At 47.4% G+C, this 20,432-nt stretch carries 22 protein-coding genes; 2 read left to right on the top strand and 20 right to left on the bottom strand.

The window, feature by feature from the left end; all coding sequences use genetic code 11:
- Positions 1-218 precede the first annotated feature (218 nt).
- The 19 genes from BCOA_RS31590 to rpsU form a co-directional block, all read right to left on the bottom strand.
- Positions 219-1,337 carry a Nif3-like dinuclear metal center hexameric protein gene (locus BCOA_RS31590; RefSeq protein ID WP_014097995.1) on the bottom strand — a complete coding sequence of 373 codons (1,119 nt, stop codon included), beginning with the start codon at positions 1,335-1,337 and terminating at the stop codon, positions 219-221.
- Positions 1,334-2,032: a tRNA (adenine(22)-N(1))-methyltransferase gene (locus tag BCOA_RS31585; RefSeq protein WP_041818152.1), complete on the bottom strand. Its 699-nt coding sequence runs from the start codon at positions 2,030-2,032 to the stop codon at positions 1,334-1,336. The genes BCOA_RS31590 and BCOA_RS31585 overlap by 4 nt, the downstream gene beginning before the upstream one ends.
- 90 nt (positions 2,033-2,122) lie before the next feature.
- Positions 2,123-2,494: a cytochrome c550 gene (gene cccA / locus BCOA_RS31580; protein ID WP_014097993.1), complete on the bottom strand. Its 372-nt coding sequence runs from the start codon at positions 2,492-2,494 to the stop codon at positions 2,123-2,125.
- A 218-nt stretch (positions 2,495-2,712) separates the two neighbouring features.
- Positions 2,713-3,249 carry a hypothetical protein gene (locus tag BCOA_RS31575; RefSeq protein ID WP_014097992.1) on the bottom strand — a complete coding sequence of 179 codons (537 nt, stop codon included), beginning with the start codon at positions 3,247-3,249 and terminating at the stop codon, positions 2,713-2,715.
- Between the two features lie 150 nt (positions 3,250-3,399).
- On the bottom strand, positions 3,400-4,533 hold the full coding sequence (gene rpoD / locus BCOA_RS31570; protein WP_014097991.1) for an RNA polymerase sigma factor RpoD: 1,134 nt from the start codon (positions 4,531-4,533) through the stop codon (positions 3,400-3,402).
- Between the two features lie 77 nt (positions 4,534-4,610).
- The gene (gene dnaG, locus BCOA_RS31565) at positions 4,611-6,416 is read right to left on the bottom strand and encodes a DNA primase (protein WP_014097990.1); all 1,806 of its coding nucleotides are present in this window, start codon (positions 6,414-6,416) and stop codon (positions 4,611-4,613) included.
- A 463-nt stretch (positions 6,417-6,879) separates the two neighbouring features.
- A complete protein-coding gene (locus BCOA_RS31560) occupies positions 6,880-7,680 on the bottom strand; it encodes a pyruvate, water dikinase regulatory protein (RefSeq protein ID WP_014097989.1) in 801 nt (266 codons plus the stop codon).
- Between the two features lie 17 nt (positions 7,681-7,697).
- Complete coding sequence (locus BCOA_RS31555) at positions 7,698-8,339, bottom strand: helix-turn-helix transcriptional regulator (RefSeq protein WP_014097988.1); 642 nt, start codon at positions 8,337-8,339, stop codon at positions 7,698-7,700.
- A gap of 236 nt (positions 8,340-8,575) precedes the next feature.
- The gene (gene recO / locus BCOA_RS31550) at positions 8,576-9,343 is read right to left on the bottom strand and encodes a DNA repair protein RecO (RefSeq protein WP_014097987.1); all 768 of its coding nucleotides are present in this window, start codon (positions 9,341-9,343) and stop codon (positions 8,576-8,578) included.
- 39 nt (positions 9,344-9,382) lie between these two features.
- Positions 9,383-9,526 (bottom strand): YqzL family protein, encoded by a 144-nt coding sequence (locus BCOA_RS34850; RefSeq protein WP_014097986.1) that lies wholly within the window; start codon positions 9,524-9,526, stop codon positions 9,383-9,385.
- A 118-nt stretch (positions 9,527-9,644) separates the two neighbouring features.
- A complete protein-coding gene (gene era / locus BCOA_RS31545; RefSeq protein ID WP_014097985.1) occupies positions 9,645-10,553 on the bottom strand; it encodes a GTPase Era in 909 nt (302 codons plus the stop codon).
- A gap of 495 nt (positions 10,554-11,048) precedes the next feature.
- Positions 11,049-11,444, bottom strand: a complete 396-nt coding sequence (locus BCOA_RS31540; protein WP_014097984.1) for a diacylglycerol kinase family protein — start codon at positions 11,442-11,444, stop codon at positions 11,049-11,051.
- The gene (gene ybeY / locus BCOA_RS31535) at positions 11,428-11,898 is read right to left on the bottom strand and encodes an rRNA maturation RNase YbeY (protein WP_014097983.1); all 471 of its coding nucleotides are present in this window, start codon (positions 11,896-11,898) and stop codon (positions 11,428-11,430) included. Before ybeY ends, BCOA_RS31540 begins: the two co-directional genes overlap by 17 nt.
- Positions 11,899-11,932: 34 nt before the next feature.
- Positions 11,933-14,029 (bottom strand): HD family phosphohydrolase, encoded by a 2,097-nt coding sequence (locus BCOA_RS31530; RefSeq protein ID WP_014097982.1) that lies wholly within the window; start codon positions 14,027-14,029, stop codon positions 11,933-11,935.
- 136 nt (positions 14,030-14,165) lie between these two features.
- Entirely contained in the window at positions 14,166-15,119 is a 954-nt protein-coding gene (locus BCOA_RS31525) for a PhoH family protein (RefSeq protein ID WP_014097981.1), read from the bottom strand.
- Entirely contained in the window at positions 15,116-16,309 is a 1,194-nt protein-coding gene (yqfD, locus tag BCOA_RS31520; protein WP_014097980.1) for a sporulation protein YqfD, read from the bottom strand. The genes BCOA_RS31525 and yqfD overlap by 4 nt, the downstream gene beginning before the upstream one ends.
- Before the next feature lie 12 nt (positions 16,310-16,321).
- Positions 16,322-16,606 carry a sporulation protein YqfC gene (yqfC, locus tag BCOA_RS31515; protein WP_014097979.1) on the bottom strand — a complete coding sequence of 95 codons (285 nt, stop codon included), beginning with the start codon at positions 16,604-16,606 and terminating at the stop codon, positions 16,322-16,324.
- A 192-nt stretch (positions 16,607-16,798) separates the two neighbouring features.
- Positions 16,799-17,245, bottom strand: coding sequence for a GatB/YqeY domain-containing protein (locus tag BCOA_RS31510; protein WP_026104524.1), 447 nt, complete (start codon positions 17,243-17,245; stop codon positions 16,799-16,801).
- A 14-nt stretch (positions 17,246-17,259) separates the two neighbouring features.
- A complete protein-coding gene (rpsU, locus tag BCOA_RS31505) occupies positions 17,260-17,445 on the bottom strand; it encodes a 30S ribosomal protein S21 (protein ID WP_014097977.1) in 186 nt (61 codons plus the stop codon).
- A gap of 200 nt (positions 17,446-17,645) precedes the next feature.
- On the opposite strand from rpsU, the gene BCOA_RS31500 reads away from it, so the two are divergent.
- Positions 17,646-17,930, top strand: coding sequence for an acylphosphatase (locus BCOA_RS31500; RefSeq protein WP_014097976.1), 285 nt, complete (start codon positions 17,646-17,648; stop codon positions 17,928-17,930).
- Between the two features lie 66 nt (positions 17,931-17,996).
- Positions 17,997-18,920 (top strand): Na/Pi symporter, encoded by a 924-nt coding sequence (locus BCOA_RS31495; protein WP_014097975.1) that lies wholly within the window; start codon positions 17,997-17,999, stop codon positions 18,918-18,920.
- A gap of 159 nt (positions 18,921-19,079) precedes the next feature.
- On the opposite strand, the gene mtaB is transcribed toward BCOA_RS31495, so the two are convergent.
- Positions 19,080-20,432, bottom strand: a complete 1,353-nt coding sequence (mtaB, locus tag BCOA_RS31490) for a tRNA (N(6)-L-threonylcarbamoyladenosine(37)-C(2))-methylthiotransferase MtaB (protein WP_014097974.1) — start codon at positions 20,430-20,432, stop codon at positions 19,080-19,082.

Genomic DNA, 20,432 nt, shown 5'->3' with positions numbered 1-20,432 from the left:
CGGATCCCCACCGGACTCCGCCCTTTTGCCTTTCATCATCCATGCTGGAAAAAATGCAGCATCATGAAAATCAATTGGTGTGTATTTTTAGTCCATACGAGATGCAACGGGGCCCCGTCCAAAAGAAGGAAAATGAGCTATCGCAATCTTTTTAGGATAACGGGACCCGGGTTAAAAAAGGCCGTCTTTTTCCCTACTTCGAGCGGCCCGGGCGTTTTTTAAAGAAACTGAAACGGGTCTGTGTTCACTTCGGATGCAATAAAGCGGACATCGAGCTGATGCTCCCGGCATGCTTTCTGCATATAAGCCGCGACCCCTTTTTTCATCACCTTCTCCACGTTATGTCCGGGGTCTACAACATTCAGCCCGAGCGCCAGTGCATCGTGGGCGTTATGGTAATAAAAATCCCCGGTGACGAACACATCGGCCCCCGCCTTTTTTGCCTCAGCAAAATATTTGTTGCCGTCTCCGCCGAGAACAGCTACTTTTTTCACTTTTTCGTCGAGATTTCCGACGACGCGCAATGCCGGAACTTCGAGCGCTTTTTTAACATGTTCCGCAAATTCCCGCAGTGCCATTTCCCGTTCGATTTCGCCGATCCGGCCGAGCCCATACTTCCGGCCTTCATTTAAGACCCGATAAATATCATAGGCAACCTCTTCATACGGGTGCGCCTCAAGCATCGCAGAAAGCACCTGTTTTTCAATCGACACGGGATAAATCGTTTCAATCCTTGTTTCATCTGCTGCTTCGAGCTTTCCCGCTTCCCCGAGGAACGGGTTTGTCCCTTCCCCCGGCAGAAAACGGCCGGTACCGCGGGCAGAGAAAGAACAATGGCTATAATTCCCGATCGCCCCCGCACCGGCATTTCCAAGCGCCGTTCTTACGGCTTCTTCATGGGATACCGGGACAAAAACAACCAGTTTCCTCAATTTGTCTTCATAAAGAGGCGATAATACTTCCGTATCGCGGAGCCCGAGCGCCTCCGCCAGCAAATCGTTTACACCCCCTTCTGCGATATCAAGGTTCGTATGGGCGGCATAGACAGCAATCCCGTGGCGGATGCATTTTTCAATCAGCCGGCCCTGGGGGGTATCTGTCGCCATGTTTTTTAACGGCCGGTAAACGGAAGGATGGTGGGCGATAATCAGCTGGACATCCTTTTCGATCGCTTCGTCCACCACATCTTCCAACACATCAAGCGCCACCAGCACATTTTTCACCGGCCCGTTTAACTGCCCGATTTGGAGCCCGACCGGATCCCCGTCCATTGCAAACTTTTTCGGTGCGAACTGCTCAAATAGCTGGATGACATCATGCCCGTTCGCATGCTTCATGTTAAAACCTCCTCTGCCAAAGCAATCAAATGGCGATATACACGCTTTTTTTCTTCAATTTCCGGGCTTGCGTCTGCCTGCTCCAGATGGCTGAGCACGGATTGCCATTTTTTGATTTCAGTACGCCATTTTTTCCGGAAAGCTTCATTTTGGTTTTTGATTAAAACCGGGCCCATCAGGCGTTCCGCTTCCGTGAGCGCGATACGGCAGCCCGCGTACTCTGCCGCGATAATTTCGTATATTTTCCCGTCTTCCTCGAGAATGTCTTCTCCTGTGACGGCCCATCCGTTTTCCGCCAGCCATCTGCGGACAATGTGCGACCCGGTATTCGGCTGCAGGATGAGCGTTTCTTTGCCGTTTAGTTTTGCTTTTCCGCGATCGAGGATAGAGGCGATTAATGCGCCGCCCATCCCGGCAATCGTAATGCATCCCGCTTCGCCCGGAGCCAAGATCTCAAGCCCGTCTCCTTTCCGGACGCTGATTTTTTCTGTCAGCCCTGCTTTTTCCACTTGCTTTTGCGCCGAATGGTACGGCCCTTCCGCCACTTCTCCGGCCACCGCCGCTGTTACGCTACCGTCCTTCACGCAGAAAACGGGCAAATAAGCGTGGTCAGACCCGATATCTGCCAATACAGTGCCGGCCGGAATAAAAGCCGCCACCGATTCAAGCCTTCTTGAAAGTTTCCCGCTGTTCATTTCTTCACCACTTTACATGTGATACCTCTATTGTAGCCACTTTTTGCCATAAAAAAAAGGGGGATGCCCCCCGTACGGTGAACCTGCCCTTTATTTTAGCTTTGATACCCAGTCCACCATTTCATCAATATGGTCTTCTTCGACAAGTCCGGCTGGCATACCGCCGCTCGTGCCGTTCCTGAGTACATCTTTAATCTTATCTTTGGACAATTTCTTGCCGATGCCGTGGAGATTCGGCCCGGCCCCGCCTTGCAAATTATTTCCGTGGCAGGTCACGCAAGTCTTTTTGGCAAAGCTCTCCGGATCAAACTTTTCCGAGGAGGCGGTTTCGGTTTGCTTCGGATGCTCCTTTTCTTTGGCCACTTCTTTCGCATCCCCGATCCCTTTCACGGAAAGAAAAAAGATAAGGGCAAGCCCGAATACCATAATCAGCACATATGGGATTACAGGATTTCTTTTCAATGCATTCCCCCCTTGTTTTTCCGCTTTTCCAGCGTATTTACCGTGCCCATCTCTTCCATTTTAACTGAAAATTCTTTTGAAAGAAAGCCTTTCCACTTAAAAATAACGGTTGAATGCGCTTTCATCTTGTATTATAATAAAAGCAGCAAAAAATTCAATAAAGTGATACAATTGCAGGCGGGCCGGAAAAGGGCAACAGGAAAACTGAAAATTATACATTATATTACTATAGAGACCAGCAAGATGACGAGGCCGAGAAACCCCGATAAGGTAAAATACAGCAGCTTGTATGCCTTTCCGGCGATAAGCCACAACCCGCAGTTGACAAAAAGCAGCAAATATAAAGTATAGCGGTGATTTCCAAACACCTTTTCATTCAAAAACACACTGAGAAGCAGCAAAATAATCGCGGCGCCAACAAAGAAAACCGGGTAAAAAATTTCTTTATTAGCATAATGAATTCCCTGAAAAAGTAAGCATCCGACAAAAGCTGTCAAAATCATCGTTTGCAAAATAAAATGTAATTCAGTAAAATAAATGACAAATACAGCGATTGCAATGAGGGCAAGAATGAAAACAGAAACCGCGACTTGTTTTTTAACGGATTTCCCTGCGCCGTTTTGTTTGCGGGTATTGGCCTCATTCCCCTCCGTATAGATCGCGAGTAGAAAATCGCAGTATTCTTGTGGAATCATTTTGGTCTCTTTCCACATTTTAATTTCGTTGACAATGATTTGTCTTCTCTTATCGTCCATTTTTCAACACATCCTGTGTAACCTATTCGACAAACGGGCGGAAAATCCTTTTTTTTGCAAGAAAAAAGTTTACTTCCCGAGGAAGTAAACTAAAAACAAGGCGCCTGTAATAACAGATGCACAAGCGCCATGTCTGTTTCTTTTTCCGGCTTATTCAAGAAAATCTTTCAGGCGTTTGCTCCTGCTTGGATGGCGGAGTTTCCGCAAAGCCTTTGCTTCAATTTGCCGGATTCGTTCCCTTGTGACACCGAATACTTTGCCGACTTCTTCAAGTGTCCGAGTGCGCCCGTCATCAAGCCCGAACCGGAGGCGGAGCACATTTTCTTCCCTGTCGGTCAATGTATCAAGCACATCTTCCAGCTGTTCTTTCAGCAGCTCATAAGCGGCATGGTCAGAAGGTGATGTGGCATCCTGGTCTTCAATAAAGTCTCCAAGATGCGAATCATCTTCTTCGCCAATCGGCGTTTCAAGTGAAACCGGTTCCTGGGCAATTTTAATGATTTCCCGAACTTTATCCGGAGAAATATCCATTTCTTCAGCAATTTCTTCCGGTGTTGGTTCCCTGCCCAAATCCTGGAGCAGTGACCGTTGCACACGGATGAGTTTATTGATCGTTTCCACCATATGGACCGGTATCCGGATCGTCCGTGCCTGGTCTGCAATCGCGCGCGTGATGGCCTGGCGGATCCACCATGTGGCATAGGTGCTGAATTTGTAGCCTTTTTTGTAATCGAATTTTTCAACCGCCTTGATGAGGCCCATATTGCCTTCCTGGATCAAATCCAGAAACTGCATGCCACGGCCGACATACCGTTTTGCAATGCTGACAACAAGGCGCAAGTTGGCTTCAGCGAGCCGGCGTTTTGCTTCTTCATCGCCCTGCTCGATTCTTTTGGCCAGTTCGATTTCTTCGTCTGCGGAAAGAAGGTCGACCCGCCCGATTTCTTTCAAGTACATGCGTACCGGATCATTGATTTTCACACCTGGGGGAACACTCAAATCATTCAGGTCAAACTCTTCGTCATTCTCTTTTTCCAGTTCGAGATGGGAAGGGGCATCCTCGTCGCTGGTGTCATCTGTCACATCGATTCCTTGTTCACCGAGCGATTCATAAAATTCATCCATCTGATCGGATGTTAAATCAAAATGGCCGAGTTTTTCGGAAATGGTATCATAAGTGAGAAACCCCCGCTTTTTCCCGCGTTCAACGAGTTGCTCTTTTGCTTTTTCTACTGTAAACTCACTTTCTTCTACTTCTTTGGAACGTGCTGACTTTTCAGCCATATGTTCCCCTCCTTCCGACAATTTCAACACTTTCAATGATCCAACAGCAACTTGATCATTTATAAAAAGCAGAGATTTCAAGTCATAGACTTTCTCAGTGCCACAATTTCACCCGCCAATTGCAGCGCTTTTTGGAAATCATTCTGCCGTTCGGCATCTTTTTGTGCCCTCAGTTTTTCCTGAATGCGCAGCAACTTCTGGTGTTTTAGCACATATTGCACATAATCTTCCAATTCCTCATCCGTCAGCTCCCCGCCTACCGTCATCATTTCGATTTCGGCAGCAATCCGCTGCAGTTTTGCATCGGGCAAATAAGACAGGAAAGCGCTCGTATCAGGCGGATTCCCTTCTTCGTACCAGCCAAGCAGGTAAGTAAAAATTGCCTGGTGTTCATCCCCGTAAAAGCTGTTTTCGCCAAGGAAATCTTTCACTTTATAGGCAATTTCCCCGTCCCGCAGCATATGCCAAAGCAGCCTTCTCTCTGCGGTCATATTGGCAGGGAGCATCCGGGCTTCCTCATGTGCAGGCACCGGATTCTCTGCAGGGCGGCTTCTCTTCCGGGTCCCGGTTTCACGGGAACCGTATTGCCTTTCCTGCTCTTTCAGGGCGTCCAAAGACAACGAAAATTCTTCGGACAGCTGGCGCAAGTAAAGGTCTTTCTCCACCGGATTCTCCAGTTTGGCAATTTCCTGAATGACTTCTTCTATATACGCCAGCTTTTCTCCTTCATTTTGGAGATTTTTATTCATGCGGAAATATTGCATTTTAAAAGCCATAAAAGTCAGGCTGGCCCCTATTACATCCATGCGGAACTTTTCTCCGCCATGCTGGTTTATGTAGTCATCAGGGTCCAGCCCATCCGGCATTTGCGCAACCCGCACTTCACAGCCGTTTTCACTGAGCATTTTCCCCGCACGGAAAGCAGCAGTGAGGCCGGCCTGGTCCGAATCGTAGCAAATGACAACGCCGTCCGTGAGCCTTTTTATCATCCGGACGTGTTCCGGTGTAATCGAAGTGCCCATTGTGGCAATACCGTTTTCAACGCCAGCCCGGTCGGCGGAGATCACGTCCGCATAGCCTTCGAAAATGACTGCCTGCTGTTTTTTGCGGATCGGCCCTCTTGCCCGGTTCAGGTTAAAAAGCAGCTTGCTTTTATTAAAAAGCGGCGTCTCAGGGCTGTTTAAATATTTCGGGTGTTCCTGTTTCCGGACCGCTCTTCCGGCAAATGCGACCATGTTTCCCTTTTCATCCATGATCGGAAACATAATCCGGTCCCTGAAACGGTCGAAATATTTGCCGTCCTTTTCATTGCGGATGACAAGCCCGCTTTCTTCCAGCACGGAAAGGGGAAAACCGCGCTTTTGTAGCATATTGGCGGCAAAATCCCAGGCAGGCAGCGCATATCCGATCCCGAACTTTTCGATTGCTTCGTCTGTAAATCCACGCCCGCGCAGGTACTTTAGCGCAGGTTCTCCTTCTTTTGTATGCAAAAGCAAATGGTGGTATAATTTTTGCAGCAGTTCGTGCGCTTCCAGCATCTGCCGGCGCTTCGGATCGATGTTTTTCTGCTCTTCGTGCCGTAAAACGACGCCAAGCTCGATATGCGCTTTTTGTGCCAGTTTCTCTGCCGCTTCCTGAAAAGAGATGCCTTCGATATCCATGAGAAAAGTAAATACATTGCCGCCTGCGCCGCATCCAAAGCAGTGAAAAATCTGCTTATCTGGGGATACGGAAAATGACGGCGTATGCTCACCGTGGAACGGGCACAGGCCGAAATAATTGCGGCCCTGCTTTTTGAGCTGTACATATTCGCTCACGACCTCCACAATATCGGAAGACCGGCGGATCTCATCAATTTTTTCATTTGGAATCATCCCTGTCATCAAACAATCCCTTCTGCTCCACCTTTATTCACAGCATTTCATCCGGGATACGGCAATGCTTATTCGTTTGCTGTTTTTCTTTTCATCCTAAAATATTCTACATTGCTCCGCAGAATCCTGCATGTTTTGCGCTTCTTCCCATAATTTTTTTGGCCCTGTCGAAATTTATTCAAATTCAGACTTGACATTTACTCATAAATAGTTTATTCCTTAAAAGCTTACTCTAAACCCGTATCATACATTTTTATCACAATTTTTTATTATAGTACACTTGCTCCATTTTGACTATAAATAAATACTGAAAAACAGAAAAAAATATGCCTCGTTTTTTTCAAAAGAAAAATTTTTAAAAAAACGGGTGGAAGCAAAGACCGTTTCAGCCTGCTTCCACCGTTTCAATTGGATTTATTTTCATCCGGCCGATGCCGCAAAAAGGCATGCGCTTCTCGAACCTTGACCGCTTTTACTTTCTCATTTCATCCATAATAATATTTGCCGTTTCTTCGACCGCTTTGTTGGTGACATCGATCACTTTGCAGCCAAGCCGCTCCGCTACCTGATTAAAATAATCCAGTTCGTATTTGATGCGTTCAATGGTCGCATAACTTGCCGAACCATCAAGCCCGAGTGTTTTCAGCCGTTCTTTCCGGATATGATTTAATGTATCAGGATCAATTTTTAAACCGATACATTTTTTGGAAGGAATACGAAAAAGTTCTTCCGGCGGATCCACTTCCGGCACAATCGGCACATTCGCAACTTTATAGCGGTGATGCGCCAGGTATTGTGAAAGCGGCGTTTTGGACGTACGGGAAACACCGATGAGGACAATATCCGCCCGGACAATGCCGCGCGGATCCCGGCCGTCATCATATTTCACCGCAAATTCGATCGCTTCCACCTTTTTAAAATAAGCTTCGTCCAATTTTCTGACGAGCCCCGGTTCATAGAGCGGCTTGGATTCATACAATTCGAGCAGCCGGTCCATGAGAGGTCCCATTAAATCGACAGCAGCAAGGCCGTGTTTTACGGCTTGGTCGTTCATGTATTTCCGCATTTCCGGCTTCACAAGCGTATAGACGATCATGCCGAAATTCATGGATGCAAGCGAAACCACTTCATCAATATGGATCGTATCTTCCACATACGGGAAGCGTTTTAATTCTGCGTCCTGGTTTTCAAACTGGCTGATGGCCGCCTTTGTGACGAGCTCCGCCGTCTCTCCGACCGAGTCTGAAACAATATAAATATGGGGTTTTGCCAAAAATGATCACTTCCTTTTTAATCGCCGTCTGCAAGTTCAACGAACGCTTTCGTGATATTCGTTTTCGTTATCCGCCCGGTCACTTCAAGCCCGCTTTCTGTTTCTTTCACAACGGGCACCGAGTCAATTTGTTTTTCAATCAGTTTTTTTGCCACATCAATCAGAAGATCATCTTTTTTACAGCAGGTAATATTCGGCATTCTTGTCATAATGATATGCACCGGCAATGCCGATAGGTCTTTGTTTCCAAGGCTTGCCCGCAACAAATCTTTTCGCGACAAAACACCGATCAGATGGGATGCATTGTCGACGACATAAAGCGTGCCGACATCTTCAAGAAAAACCGTTACGATGGCATCGTACACGGACATATTCTCGTTCACCACGACCGGCAAAGACTGATAATCTTTTACGTAAATATGTTTTAAATTTTCCGTAAGAAGCTGCGTGCTCGTTTTTCCGGTATAAAAATAGCCGACGCGCGGGCGTGCATCCAAGTAACCTGCCATTGTTAAAATGGCAAGATCCGGCCGGAGTGTTGCCCTCGTTAAATTCAGCTTTTCGGCGATGTGCTCGCCTGTAATCGGCCCGTTCGTTTTGACGATCTCGAGAATCTGTTCTTGCCTTTTCGTTAATTCGATCGTAATCACCGCCTTCATTCACACAACCATGCAAGACAATAGTATAACACATTTACGGAAATCTGTCCTTATCTGCCACTATGATACATAAAAATGCCATTGATATTTTGGAAGACAGCTGCGTATACTCAGATAGCGGGTCATGATTTTTCGGCCGGGCAAAAACAGTTAAAGCAGAACCGCGGGCCGTGCGATGCATCATCCGGCCCCGGGCAGCAAGGAAAGTCCCCCTTTTTCTTCGATAGGGGGATGTCTTATGCATTGTCCGGCCCGAGCCTTTTTTCGAGCGACTCTATCTGGCTAAGAAACCGGCCGGCTTTCAGTTGCAGGCCGGTATATTCATCATAGTACATGGAAATCGCCGTTCTCAGCTCTTTTTTTGTCGAGTCTTTAACAGAAATGCTGCCGAGCCGGTTGATGTCCAGAAAATAAAAAAGCCGGAGCAGGCGGATCGCAGGCTGTGACAACGGGAGCCGGTACGGGTCGCGCGCAAAACAGCGGGGGCAAAGAAGGCCGTTTTCCCGGATGGAAAAAGCAAAGGGCCCTTCCGTGTTGCCGCATACCGCACATTTGTCCATCACCGGGTACATACCGAGTACATTCAGCATCTTCATTTCAAAGATGTCCCTGATAATTTCCGGGTCATAGCCTTCATCGATATATTCGAGCGTCCGGAGCAAAAGCTCAAATAAAGACGGATTCTTTTTTTTATCTTCGACCGCCCGGCCCAAAAGTTCCACCACATAGGCAGCATACGCCGTTTTGAAAATATCTTCGCGGATATGGCGCATCGGTGAAACGGTCTCTCCCTGTTGGAGGGTGGCAAGACCGCGCGACGGCTGAAAAAGGAAATTCCCATATGTAAAAACCTGGGAAACCGCCGCCAGTCGGCTGTTCGGCTTTTTGGCTCCGCGCGCCATAAAGCCTAGCTTCCCAAATTCTTTTGTGTAAATATGCAGGATTTTATTGGATTCGCCGTAGTCTGTATTTTTAATGACGATCCCTTCACATTTTTCAAACAACCTCTCCACCTCTTGCCCGACAGGCAGTACGGCTTATCCTTAAGTAATGGAAAAATCCGCATCTGCCGGATCTTCTTCACGTTCATACCGGTCTTGACGCCGGTCCCTTTCCAGTTCCTTAAAAAGCAGGTACGTATCAATATTGCCGGTATCCGCAAAGACTTTCCAGGTAAATTCTAACATATTCACCACGCCTTTCATGTTGTAGGTCATGAAATTTCTTTAAAAGCCTTTTATAGCTTCACCAGGGGACACGCAAACATTCGGGGTAAAAATTTACAACCAGAAGCGGGCGCCAAAATCAATATTCGTCTTCCCGGAAACCGAAATCGCGCAGCTGGCTGATTTTATTCCGCCAATCTTTCTGCACTTTTACCCATAATTCCAAATAAACTTGCGACCCGAGCAAATTTTCGATATCAGCCCTTGCTCTTTTGCCAATCTCTTTCAGCATGCTTCCCTGCCTGCCGATGATAATCCCTTTTTGGGACGGCCGTTCGACAACGATCGTCGCCATCACGTGAATGACATCCTTGTTCTCTTCCCGCTCCATTTTTTCAATAACAACCGCAATCGAATGCGGCACTTCTTCTCTTGTAAGCTGCAGCGCTTTTTCGCGGATCAGTTCCGAAATGATAAAGCGTTCCGGATGGTCTGTCACCTGGTCTGCCGGATAATACTGCGGCCCTTCCGGCAAATATGCCTTGATGGTATCGAGCAGCCGGCTGACGTTGTTTCCTCCGAGTGCGGAAATCGGGACCACTTCACGGAACGGGTATAAATCTTTGTACTGTTCTATGAAGGCAAGCAAATCATCCGGATGAACGAGGTCAATTTTGTTGATGACCAAAAAAACAGGCGTGCGCACGTGTTTAAGCAGTTCGATAATGTACTCGTCCCCGCGGCCGCGTTTTTCTTCCGCATTGACCATAAATAGAATCAGGTCCACTTCTTTTAATGTATCCGTGGCTGATTTTACCATGAAATCGCCCAGCTTATGCTTCGGTTTATGGATGCCGGGTGTATCGATAAAAATCATCTGTGCGTCATCAGCTGTGTAAACGCCCTGTATCTTATTCCGTGTTGTCTGCGGCTTATCGCTCATGATGGCGATTTTTTGCCCGACCACCTGGTTGATGAAAGTGGACTTCCCGACATTCGGGCGTCCAATGATAGAAATAAAGCCTGATTTATATGTTGGTTGTTCCATGCAAATCCTCCGTTGAATAAGTGCCCGAAAGCAGCTTTACCATTGTTTCCATATCTTTTCCCCTTACCTGTATTTTACTACAAATAGACCCGAAAGTTAAAATGTATTTTTCATCACTTTTGAATATTTTAAAAGTTCGTGAAAATATTGTCGACTCGTGGTGAATTTACACTGATTTTAGCGTCACTTAGTATGCCATGGCCGTTTTCAAGTAGTGTGATTACCTTTATTTTAGCGCAACGGCCTGTGCCTTTCAAATTGCGGCATATCCATGGGAAGACCTCTCTCTTGATGTTCATTTAACGGTGTACATTTAGATAATAGAGTGTCTCCCCATTTTTTCCACTCATCTGCCCTTCGAGTAAAATTTTACACATACCAGATCTCGTATGCCGTTTCTGTACGACAGTCCGGCTGAAGCAGGGCATCTGCTTTTTTACGCCGAAATCGCGCAGGTAAGGACATTTGGGGGAGGGCCATAAAAAAGAAGCCGCATTAAAAAGCCGCTCCCTGGAATACATGCCATAATTTTGGAAGAAATACGATGCAGCCGATAATGGCCGCAAGCACGGCCCACATCAGGACTGCTGCCGCCGCTGCGTCTTTCGCAAGCTTGGCAAGCGGGTGGTATTTCTGCCCGACAGTCAGGTCAACCGCCCGCTCAATTGCTGTGTTCATCAGCTCCATTGCGATCACGCCGAAAATGGAAATTAAAATGGCGATCCATTCTGTTTTGGAAAGGGAGAAGAAAAAGCCGAGCAAACAAGCGCAAAACGCCGCCAGAAGATGAAAACGGAAATTCCGTTCCTGCCGGATGGTTGCAAACAGTCCTTCCACAGCCGGCCGGAAAGGGGTGCGGTATTTCGGGATTTTTTTATCGTTTAAGTCCATAGCGATCGAGGATCTCGTTTTGGCGCCCGAACATTTCCGTTTCATCTTCTTTTGTCATATGGTCATAGCCGAGCAGGTGAAGAAATCCGTGAACCGCCAAAAAGCCGAGTTCCCTTTCAAACGAGTGCCCGTACTCTTCGGCCTGCTCCCTTGCCCGCGGCACGGAAATAATGATATCCCCGAGTACGCGCGGTATTTCTGCACCAGTAATTTCGATCTCCCCTTCCCCCATTTCTTCAAGCGCGAACGAAATGACATCGGTCGGCTGGTCTTTGCCGCGGTAATCGCGGTTGATTTCGCGGATCCCTTCATTATCCGTAAACGTTACCGACAACTCGGTGCCGTCCTCCACCCCTTCCTGACGGGCAGCATAATCGAGCAATGTCCGGACAAGCTCGAGATGCTCCGCTTCAAGCTCATTTGTTTCATCCATCATATCGAGTGATAATGTCATGTCAGCCATCCTTTTTCTTATTTTTACGGGATCCTTATTTCGGATACTGGATCCTTGAATGAAAGATGCCGTTAAGCGTCTCGCAAAGCGTGCGTTTAACGGTCTCCAGTTCTTTCAAAGTAATGTCACATTCATTAAATTGCCCATCCATGATCCGCCCTTGCACAATATTGCCGACTAAATTTTGAATATCATCGGGCGTCGGATGGTTCATGGACCGGACAGCCGCTTCCACGCTGTCCGCAATATTGATGACAGCCGCTTCTTTCGTCTGCGGCTTTGGACCTGGGTAACGGAACGCTTCTTCTTTTACATCCGGGTTTTGCGCTTTTGCCTTATGGTAAAAATACTGCAGCAAAGTCGTGCCGTGATGTTGTTCGGCAATATCCGAAAAGGCTTTCGGCAGCTTATATTTTTTCAATGTTTCCGACCCGTCTTTCGCATGGGCAATAATAATGTCCCTGCTTGTTTCAGGCGAAAGGCGGTCATGCGGATTCGGGACGTTCAGCTGGTTTTCGATAAAAAATGCGGGCCGTTTTGTTTTCCCGATATCATGATAATAACTGCCGACCCTGGCAAGGAGGCCGTTCGCCCCGATCGCTTCACAAGCCGCTTCGGCAAGATTGGCAACCATCAGGCTATGGTGATACGTGCCCGGTGCTTCCGTTAAAATCTTTTTCAAAAGCGGGTGGTTCGGATTGGACAGCTCCACAAGGCGGATCGGCGACAAAATGCCGAACGCTGCTTCAAAAAACGGCTGCAGCCCCATCACGAACACAGCGGACAAAATGCCGGAAAGAAACGCAAATAAAAGGGTATATAAAAAGTCCGCTTTTACGATTTGGCCGGCATTCAAAAAATAGATGACACAGACGGCAAGCACATTCAATAGCGCTGCAAAAATCCCGGTTTGAAACAACCGGGTGCGCTCCGGCCGTTTCGGTAAAAGCAAAATGCCCCCTGTCCCTGTAATAAGCGCGTATACAACCATCTCGGCGTTAAATGTATCTGCAATGTCGCCATGAAATTCGATGCTCGCACAAGCGGCAAGCAGGGCTGAAAGCAAAAATGCGGAACGGTCCCTGAGCAAAATCCGAGCGAGCAGCGGCGCCATTGCGGCCGGATAAGCGTATTCGATACCCGGAATCTCAAGATGGGTTAAAATACCCGCCAGCTTCATCAATGCCAGGGCGATGACAAGAATCAGCCCGGCCATGACAAGCCGGTTTTGCTTTTCTTCTTCCGTTGCGCGCATCCGGCTCGTATAGAGGTACAAAACGCCAGATGCAAAAAAGGCAAATAAAGCCAATCCGATATACGGCTTAACCGATCCGCTGCTTTTTAACAGCCCGAGCAGCTGGAGTTCGCGGTAAGTTTCCCGGTCGATCAGATGCCCTTCCTGGACGATAACCTGTCCCTGCAGGATTTTCACCGGTTCAACGTTATCCCTCGCCTGCTGCCTTCTTTTTTCCGTCAGCTTTGCATCGTACACATAATTGGGCACGATCGCATATTGACCAAGCTCGGACGCAGCATTCCGGATACCCGCTTTTAACCCCGACCTTTCGATTTGCGAGGCCACCCGGCTTTTGGCTTCAGCCGCATTGTTTTCTGTCACTTTTTGGCTAAGTGCCTCATTGACATTCGTTTCGACAATGTTTCTTGCCGCTTTCAATTCATCCGGGGTAGCGGACAAAAGCGCGCGAAAACTTGTGTCGGAAATCGAACCGGTCACATTGCCGGACACATTTTCAGACAATATTTCCTTCAATTTTGCCAGCTTCTCTTCCTGCAGCCCGCTGCTGTTTTTTCCGCCGTGTTTTTTATTTTTATATTCCGCGTTCACTTCTTCTGCAACGTCAAAAATCGAATCCATCAGCGAAACCCGGTTTTGTGCCAGGCCGCTGTCAAACGTATAGACTTTCGCAACACTGGCGGCCGCCAGCTGTTTTTCTTCTTTTGTTTTTTCATCATCGACGATCGTTTTTGGAGAACGGATCGTATTGTTCGCAACTGAAAATAACTTAATATCATACGTCTGTGGCCTGATGTTCGGATAAAAAATGCCGAATAAAATAAGGGCCAGTAAAAACAGGATCACGAATGTAAACCATTTAAAGCTTAACATCATCCGCAACCTGCCCATTTGCCCGGGAATTTTCATTTGCTTTTCGTACACCGCCTTTTGCAATCGCTCTTAACGGTACCATCATATCAGTTTTCTGGAAAAAATGCATGGCAAAACAACCCGGGTGCCACGGCCCGGGTTATGCGCTTTGATAAGCTTCGATAATTTTCGCAACAAGCGGGTGGCGAACGACATCACTTTCTTCCAGATAGACGAATGAAATGCCGCGGACTTTCTCCAGTACTCTTTCAGCCGTCAAAAGGCCGGATTCCGCGCCTTTTGGCAGGTCAATCTGCGTTCTGTCCCCTGTAATCACCATTTTAGAGTGAAAACCGAGGCGCGTTAGAAACATTTTCATTTGTGCCTGTGTCGTATTCTGCGCTTCATCGAGAATGACGAACGCATCATCAAGCGTGCGCCCGCGCATATAGGCAAGCGGGGCAATTTCGATTGTTTCCCTTTCAATCAGGCGCTGTGTATGCTCCGCGCCGAGCACATCGTTTAATGCATCATAGAGCGGGCGCAAATACGGATCGACTTTTTCCTTCAAATCCCCCGGCAAAAACCCGAGGCTTTCCCCCGCTTCAACAGCCGGGCGGGTTAAAATAATCCGTTTTACTTCGCCATTTTTTAAAGCATTTACCGCCATGACAACGGCCAAATACGTTTTTCCCGTTCCGGCCGGGCCGATGCCGAACACAAGGTCATGATGGCGGATTGCCTGGATATAGTCGCGCTGCCCGAATGTCTTGATCCGGATCGCTTTCCCTTTCGCATTCCGGGCAATTTCTTCTTCGTACAGGCTTGCCAAATATTCAAGATGGCCCTTTTTTTCCATTTCGACAGCGTAAAGCACATCGCGCCCGCTGATCGGGATGCCTTTTTTAATCAAACCAAGCAGTTCGGACATGACGGCGATCACCCTTTGTGCCGCATCTTCTTTGCCGCTTGCCTGGATCGTTTCGCCGCGGGTGAGGATGTGGACCCCGTAGGCATCCTCAAGCATTTTCAAATGATGGTCGGAAATGCCGAATAAAAGCACTGCTTCGTTTGTATTCTCCAATTGAAGTTTTGCCGTACTTTCTTCTGTCATTCTAAGTCTCCTTGAGCAATTGGTTTTGCGATTGCGATATTTTCTACTACTTCATAATAAATCATCATTTTTAATGTACCATTGCGGACATGTTCTTGCAAAACATATTCATCCGTAACGGTTGCTTCTTTTGGCAGTTTTTTGTGCAAATCCTGCCTTGCTAATTTTTTTGCTTCTGCTTCGGCCTCTTTTTTGGTATAATTTCTGTCCCGCTCTTCTTTCTCACGGACCGTTTCCCTGATAAAGCGGATCGGCAATGTCCATTTTAAAAACTTGACTTTTTCTGCTTCTTCCGATGTCCGGTACTGTTTAAAACGGGGGTTCCGGAAGCCCCATACGTGCAGCTTCATCGACCCGATTCCAATATAATATTTTTGGGCTGCATTGCCGGTGTAGACTTGAAAACGAGAGGAAAGCGGAAGTTCAACCGCCGTTTTATACCACGTTTTTCCGTATACTTTCCCTTTGGCTGCCACAGGGTATTTTTCTTTATCATTCCCAATGACACCGGAAACAAGCAGCTGGCCTTTTTTCACATACTGGTTAATTTTTACAACCGGCTTACCTTTTTCAACAAACATATTTTCCACCACTGCTTTCTGTGAAGCGACAAGATGCTGTGGGCCCGGATGTTTCACCGGTTCCGGCATGTTTTTCTCCACAACGGTAAAATGATAGGTTGTCCCGCGCAGCTCCACGCCGACCCATGTCACGTCCGGAAGATTGTTTGTCAGCTTGCGCTGGATGGTTTCAATATCATCGAGAAAAAACTGTGAATGCCCTGTTTGAATACCCAGTTTGTCCAATTGTTTGCGGATTTCGTGCTCGGTTTTTGGTGTTGCACCTTTGATCTCCACGCCCCAAACCATGTTGGAAAGCACCGTGATCACGGCAAGAAAGAGAAAAAAACCGAACAGGAATCCGGCGTTTTTCAGCGTCCTTTTCCATAAAAAAGGAACGCCGCGCCCCCTTAAAAAGCGGACATGCAAATCTTGTCCCCTTACTGCTTTTCTGAGCTGGTGAATGTCTGAAAGGCGCAATTCGAACGTGACGGCCATAGTGCCCTGCCGCCTGACATTCCAAACAGCGAGGCCGGCCCTTGTCAGCTGGTTGATAAAACGTTCGATCCCTTTTCCCTCAATTTTTACAGCCACCGACCCCTGTAAAAAAGTTACCCAATGATTTTTCAACCATAGCCACCCCTATCCGTTCAAATACAACACTTCATCTATTTTGCCTTCCAGTAAAATTTCTTCGGGCAAGATCGTTTTGATGACAAAAGACCGGCCTTTGATTAACAGCTGCCCGTTTTTTAAAAGCAGCCGGACTTCTTTATCGGAAAAAGTCAAAAGGCCGCGGTGGTTCTCAACATAAATATGGATTTGACCGATCATCGTGATTCTCGGAAGGTCCATCATGACATCCTGCGGAAGGTCCATTTTTTGTAACATCCAGTTTTGCAAATGCTGCCGCCATTTTTTTGCCATAAAAAGAACCCCCTTTCATCTCATATTTATGAAACAAAAAAGGGGTTCATCACTTTATTTGCAGTTTTTTTGTCCGAAACGTCCAGGGCCGTTTGGAAACCCTCGTTTCCTGCTCAAGGATACGGCAAAGAGGCGCAAAAAACATAGCGAAAAGCCGGAAATCATAATGATTTCCGGCTTATATGAGAAAGGTCAGGATAATTGCTGCTGCACAATATTTCTCACAACCGTACCGTCAGCTCTGCCTTTTACTTTTGGCATGACGGCTCCCATGACTTTTCCGAAATCAGCTTTTGACCCGGCATGCACTTCTTCAATGGTCTGCCGGACAATTTCACGCACTTCGTCTTCAGAAAGCTGCTCCGGCAAATATGCGTTCACATATGCCAATTCGTTTTGGACTTTTTCAACAAGGTCACTGCGACCTGCATTTTTAAATTCTTGGAGGGAGTCTTTCCGTTGCTTTACTTCGCGAGAAAGGACTGTTAACTCTTCATCATTCGTCAAACCGTCTTTTCCGAGCCTGATCGCTTCGTTTTGAACAGCTGCCTTAAGCATACGAATTACGGAGAGTCTTTCTTTATCTTTGTTCTTCATCGCTTGCTTCATATCGCTATTTAAACGCTCGAGAAGACTCATCATTCCACCCTCTCTTACCACTTACGTTTTTTAGCAGCTTTTCTAGCAGCTTCTGATTTCTTTTTGCGTCTTACGCTTGGTTTTTCGTAAAATTCGCGCTTTCTATATTCCTGTAAAGTTCCGGTTTTCGAAACAGTACGTTTAAAGCGGCGAAGCGCATCATCAAGCGACTCGTTTTTTCGAACGACAGTTTTAGACATTTCTTTCCCTCCCTCCGAACACAAACGGTTACATGTCAGGTTGAGCAACCCGTGCACTTTATTATTATATAATATCCTCCATAACCGGTCAACATTTGCGCCTTGTCTTTCGTGATTTGGCTTTTGTTTATTTGCCCCGCCTGTTCCTCCTTTTGGTATAATAGAGATCAAAGATGGATGGATACGATTGGAGGGAGACGATGAATCAACAGGAGACGCTACATATCATTGTTTCAGGAAGGGTGCAGGGCGTCGGCTTCCGCTACCAAACCCAATTTTTGGCAAAACAATACAATATATGCGGGTGGGTCCGCAACAAAGACGATGGCACTGTCGAAGTGATGGCGCAAGGCGAGAAAAAAGAGATGGAACAATTTATCCGCGGGCTGAAAAAAGGGCCGTCGCGCTTTGCAAAAGTAACCGGAATGGATATTGACTATTTACAGCAACAAGAACAGTACCGTGATTTTCGTGTGTTGTATTAAATGAATTCCCAAATAAAAAGGCATGTTCCTTCTCCCCTTTCCATATGATCATACGGGGGGAAGGACATGCTTTATTTACTTTCATTTCTTTTGTTAACGGTGACGTTTTTATTCGGCATTCACCGGCTGCGGACCGGGCTGTTTGCCTTATCCGGCGGCCATGCCGGAAACATGCTGAAAAAACTGGCAGGCCGGCCGCTGTCCGCGATGCTGTTCGGGATGGTTTTGACGGCGCTTTTACAAAGCAGCTCCGCCGTGATGGTCATCACTGTCGGGCTCGTTTCTGCCGGAATGCTGACGTTTTCGCAATCGATCGGAATCATTTTGGGCACAAATATTGGCACGACTTTCACACTTGAATTGCTGACATTTGACTTCTCCTCTTTGAGCCTGCCTTTTTTGGGGGCAGGGGCAGTTTTCTATTTTTTCGGAAAAGGCCGCGTCAAAAGCGCCGGGATGATTCTGTTCGGCCTCTCGCTTGTGTTCGGGGCGATGCGCGGATTTGAGCAGCTTGCCGTGCCGGTATCAAAAACCGCTTTTGTCCAGCATTTGTTTACCGTTTTAAATACCCACCTCTTGTCCGCTTTCTTACTCGGAATCTTGCTTTCTGCAGCGATCCAGTCTAGCACCGTGACGATCGGGATGGCGATGGGTTTTCTTGCAGCCGGGGTATTCCCGCTTGAAACCGGGATTAGCATCATGCTCGGGGCCAATATTGGGACATGTATCACCGGTCTTCTGGCAAGCATCGGGGCCGGAGAGGAAGCAAGGCTGACGGCATTTACCCATGTCTGGCTGAATGCCGGATGGGCGCTTGTGTTTTTGCCTTTCCTCCATGTGCTCGCGGACACCTGCCGGATGCTGTCGGCTAATCCGGAACAGCAGCTTGCCCATGCAAGCCTATTGTTTAATCTTCTATCCTCACTGGCTGTTTTGCCCTTTTCCGAAAGATTTGGCCGGTTTATCATCGCTTTTCATGGAAAAAAATAAACAACCGGGCCCAAAGCCCGGTTGTTTTTGCCATATGCTTTAAAGGATGGGCATTTTATCCGAAAGCTGCCCCGGCCTCTTAAACGCCATTCTGTTTGTGGGGGGCTGCCTTTATATCGGGCACGCCTTTTCGGGCAAACAGGCCCATCTTGTTTTTCGTTACATGGCTTCGTTTACGGCCGGCATGACATCGTCCATCACTCTGACGAACTGTGCTTCATTATAAGGATACCCGGCTTTTGTAATTTTCACTTTGACGAGTTTTCCAACCATATCCGGGGTGGCCGGGAAAACGACTTTCAGGTAATTATCTGTATAGCCTTCGTACAGCCCGCTTTCCGGATCTTCTTTGAACGGCTCTTCCGGAATGACTTCAAGCACCTCGTTTTCAAATTGGGATGCATATTCTTTTGCCAGCTGGTCGCTTAATGCAATCATGCGATGGACACGTTCATTTTTGATTTCTTCATCAATCTGGTCCTTCATTCTGGCAGCAGGCGTGCCTGTCCTAGGCGAGTACGGGAAAACATGGAGTTCCGCAAACCGGTGTTCTTTTATGAAATTGTATGTTTCCATAAACTCTTCTTCCGTTTCACCCGGGAAGCCGACGATGACATCAGAAGTCAGTGCAAGACCCGGCAATGCTTCTTTCAATTTGGTAATCCGTTCCGCGAACTGGTCCATCGTATATTTTCGGCGCATTCTTTTCAGCACCGTGTCAGAACCGGACTGGATCGGAACATGCATATGGCGGACAACGACTTTCGAATGTTTAATCACGTCAATCACTTCATCCGTCAGCTGGCTGGCTTCAATGGACGAAATGCGGACGCGTTTCAGCCCCTGCACTTTTTCCTCCAGGTCCTTTAGCAGCATTGCAAGATTGTAATCTTTTAAGTCCTGGCCGTAGCCGCCCGTATGAATGCCGGTTAAAACCAGTTCTTTATAGCCTGCATTGACAAGCTTTTGGGCTTGCGCGATGACCTTTTCGGGATCTCTTGACCGCATCAGGCCGCGTGCCCACGGGATGATGCAAAATGTGCAGAAGTTGTTGCAGCCTTCCTGGATTTTCAAGGAAGCCCGGTGCCGGTCGGTAAAATACGGCACTTCCATTTCTTCATACACACGGTTTTTCATAATATTTTTCACAGCATTGACCGGTTTGCGCTCTTTCAGGTACTGTTCAATATACCCGAGCATTTTGGTGCGGTCCTGTGTGCCGACAACAACATCGACACCGGGAATTTCGAGGATCTCGCCCGGCGATGTTTGCGCATAACAGCCGGTCACACAAACTACGGCGTCTGGGTTTTGCCGGACTGCCCGGCGGATGACCTGGCGGCTCTTTTTGTCTCCTGTATTGGTGACCGTGCAGGTATTGATCACGTAGACATCGGCATTCGTTTCAAAGTCGGTTCTTTCATAGCCCGCTTTTTTAAACAGCTGCCACATGGCTTCCGTCTCATAATGGTTCACTTTGCATCCTAATGTATGGAATGCTACGGTTGACAT

This window comes from Heyndrickxia coagulans 36D1 (genome assembly GCF_000169195.2).
GTDB classification, from domain to species: Bacteria; Bacillota; Bacilli; order Bacillales; family Bacillaceae_C; genus Weizmannia; species Weizmannia faecalis.
This window is presented reverse-complemented; position numbering and strand designations above follow the sequence as displayed.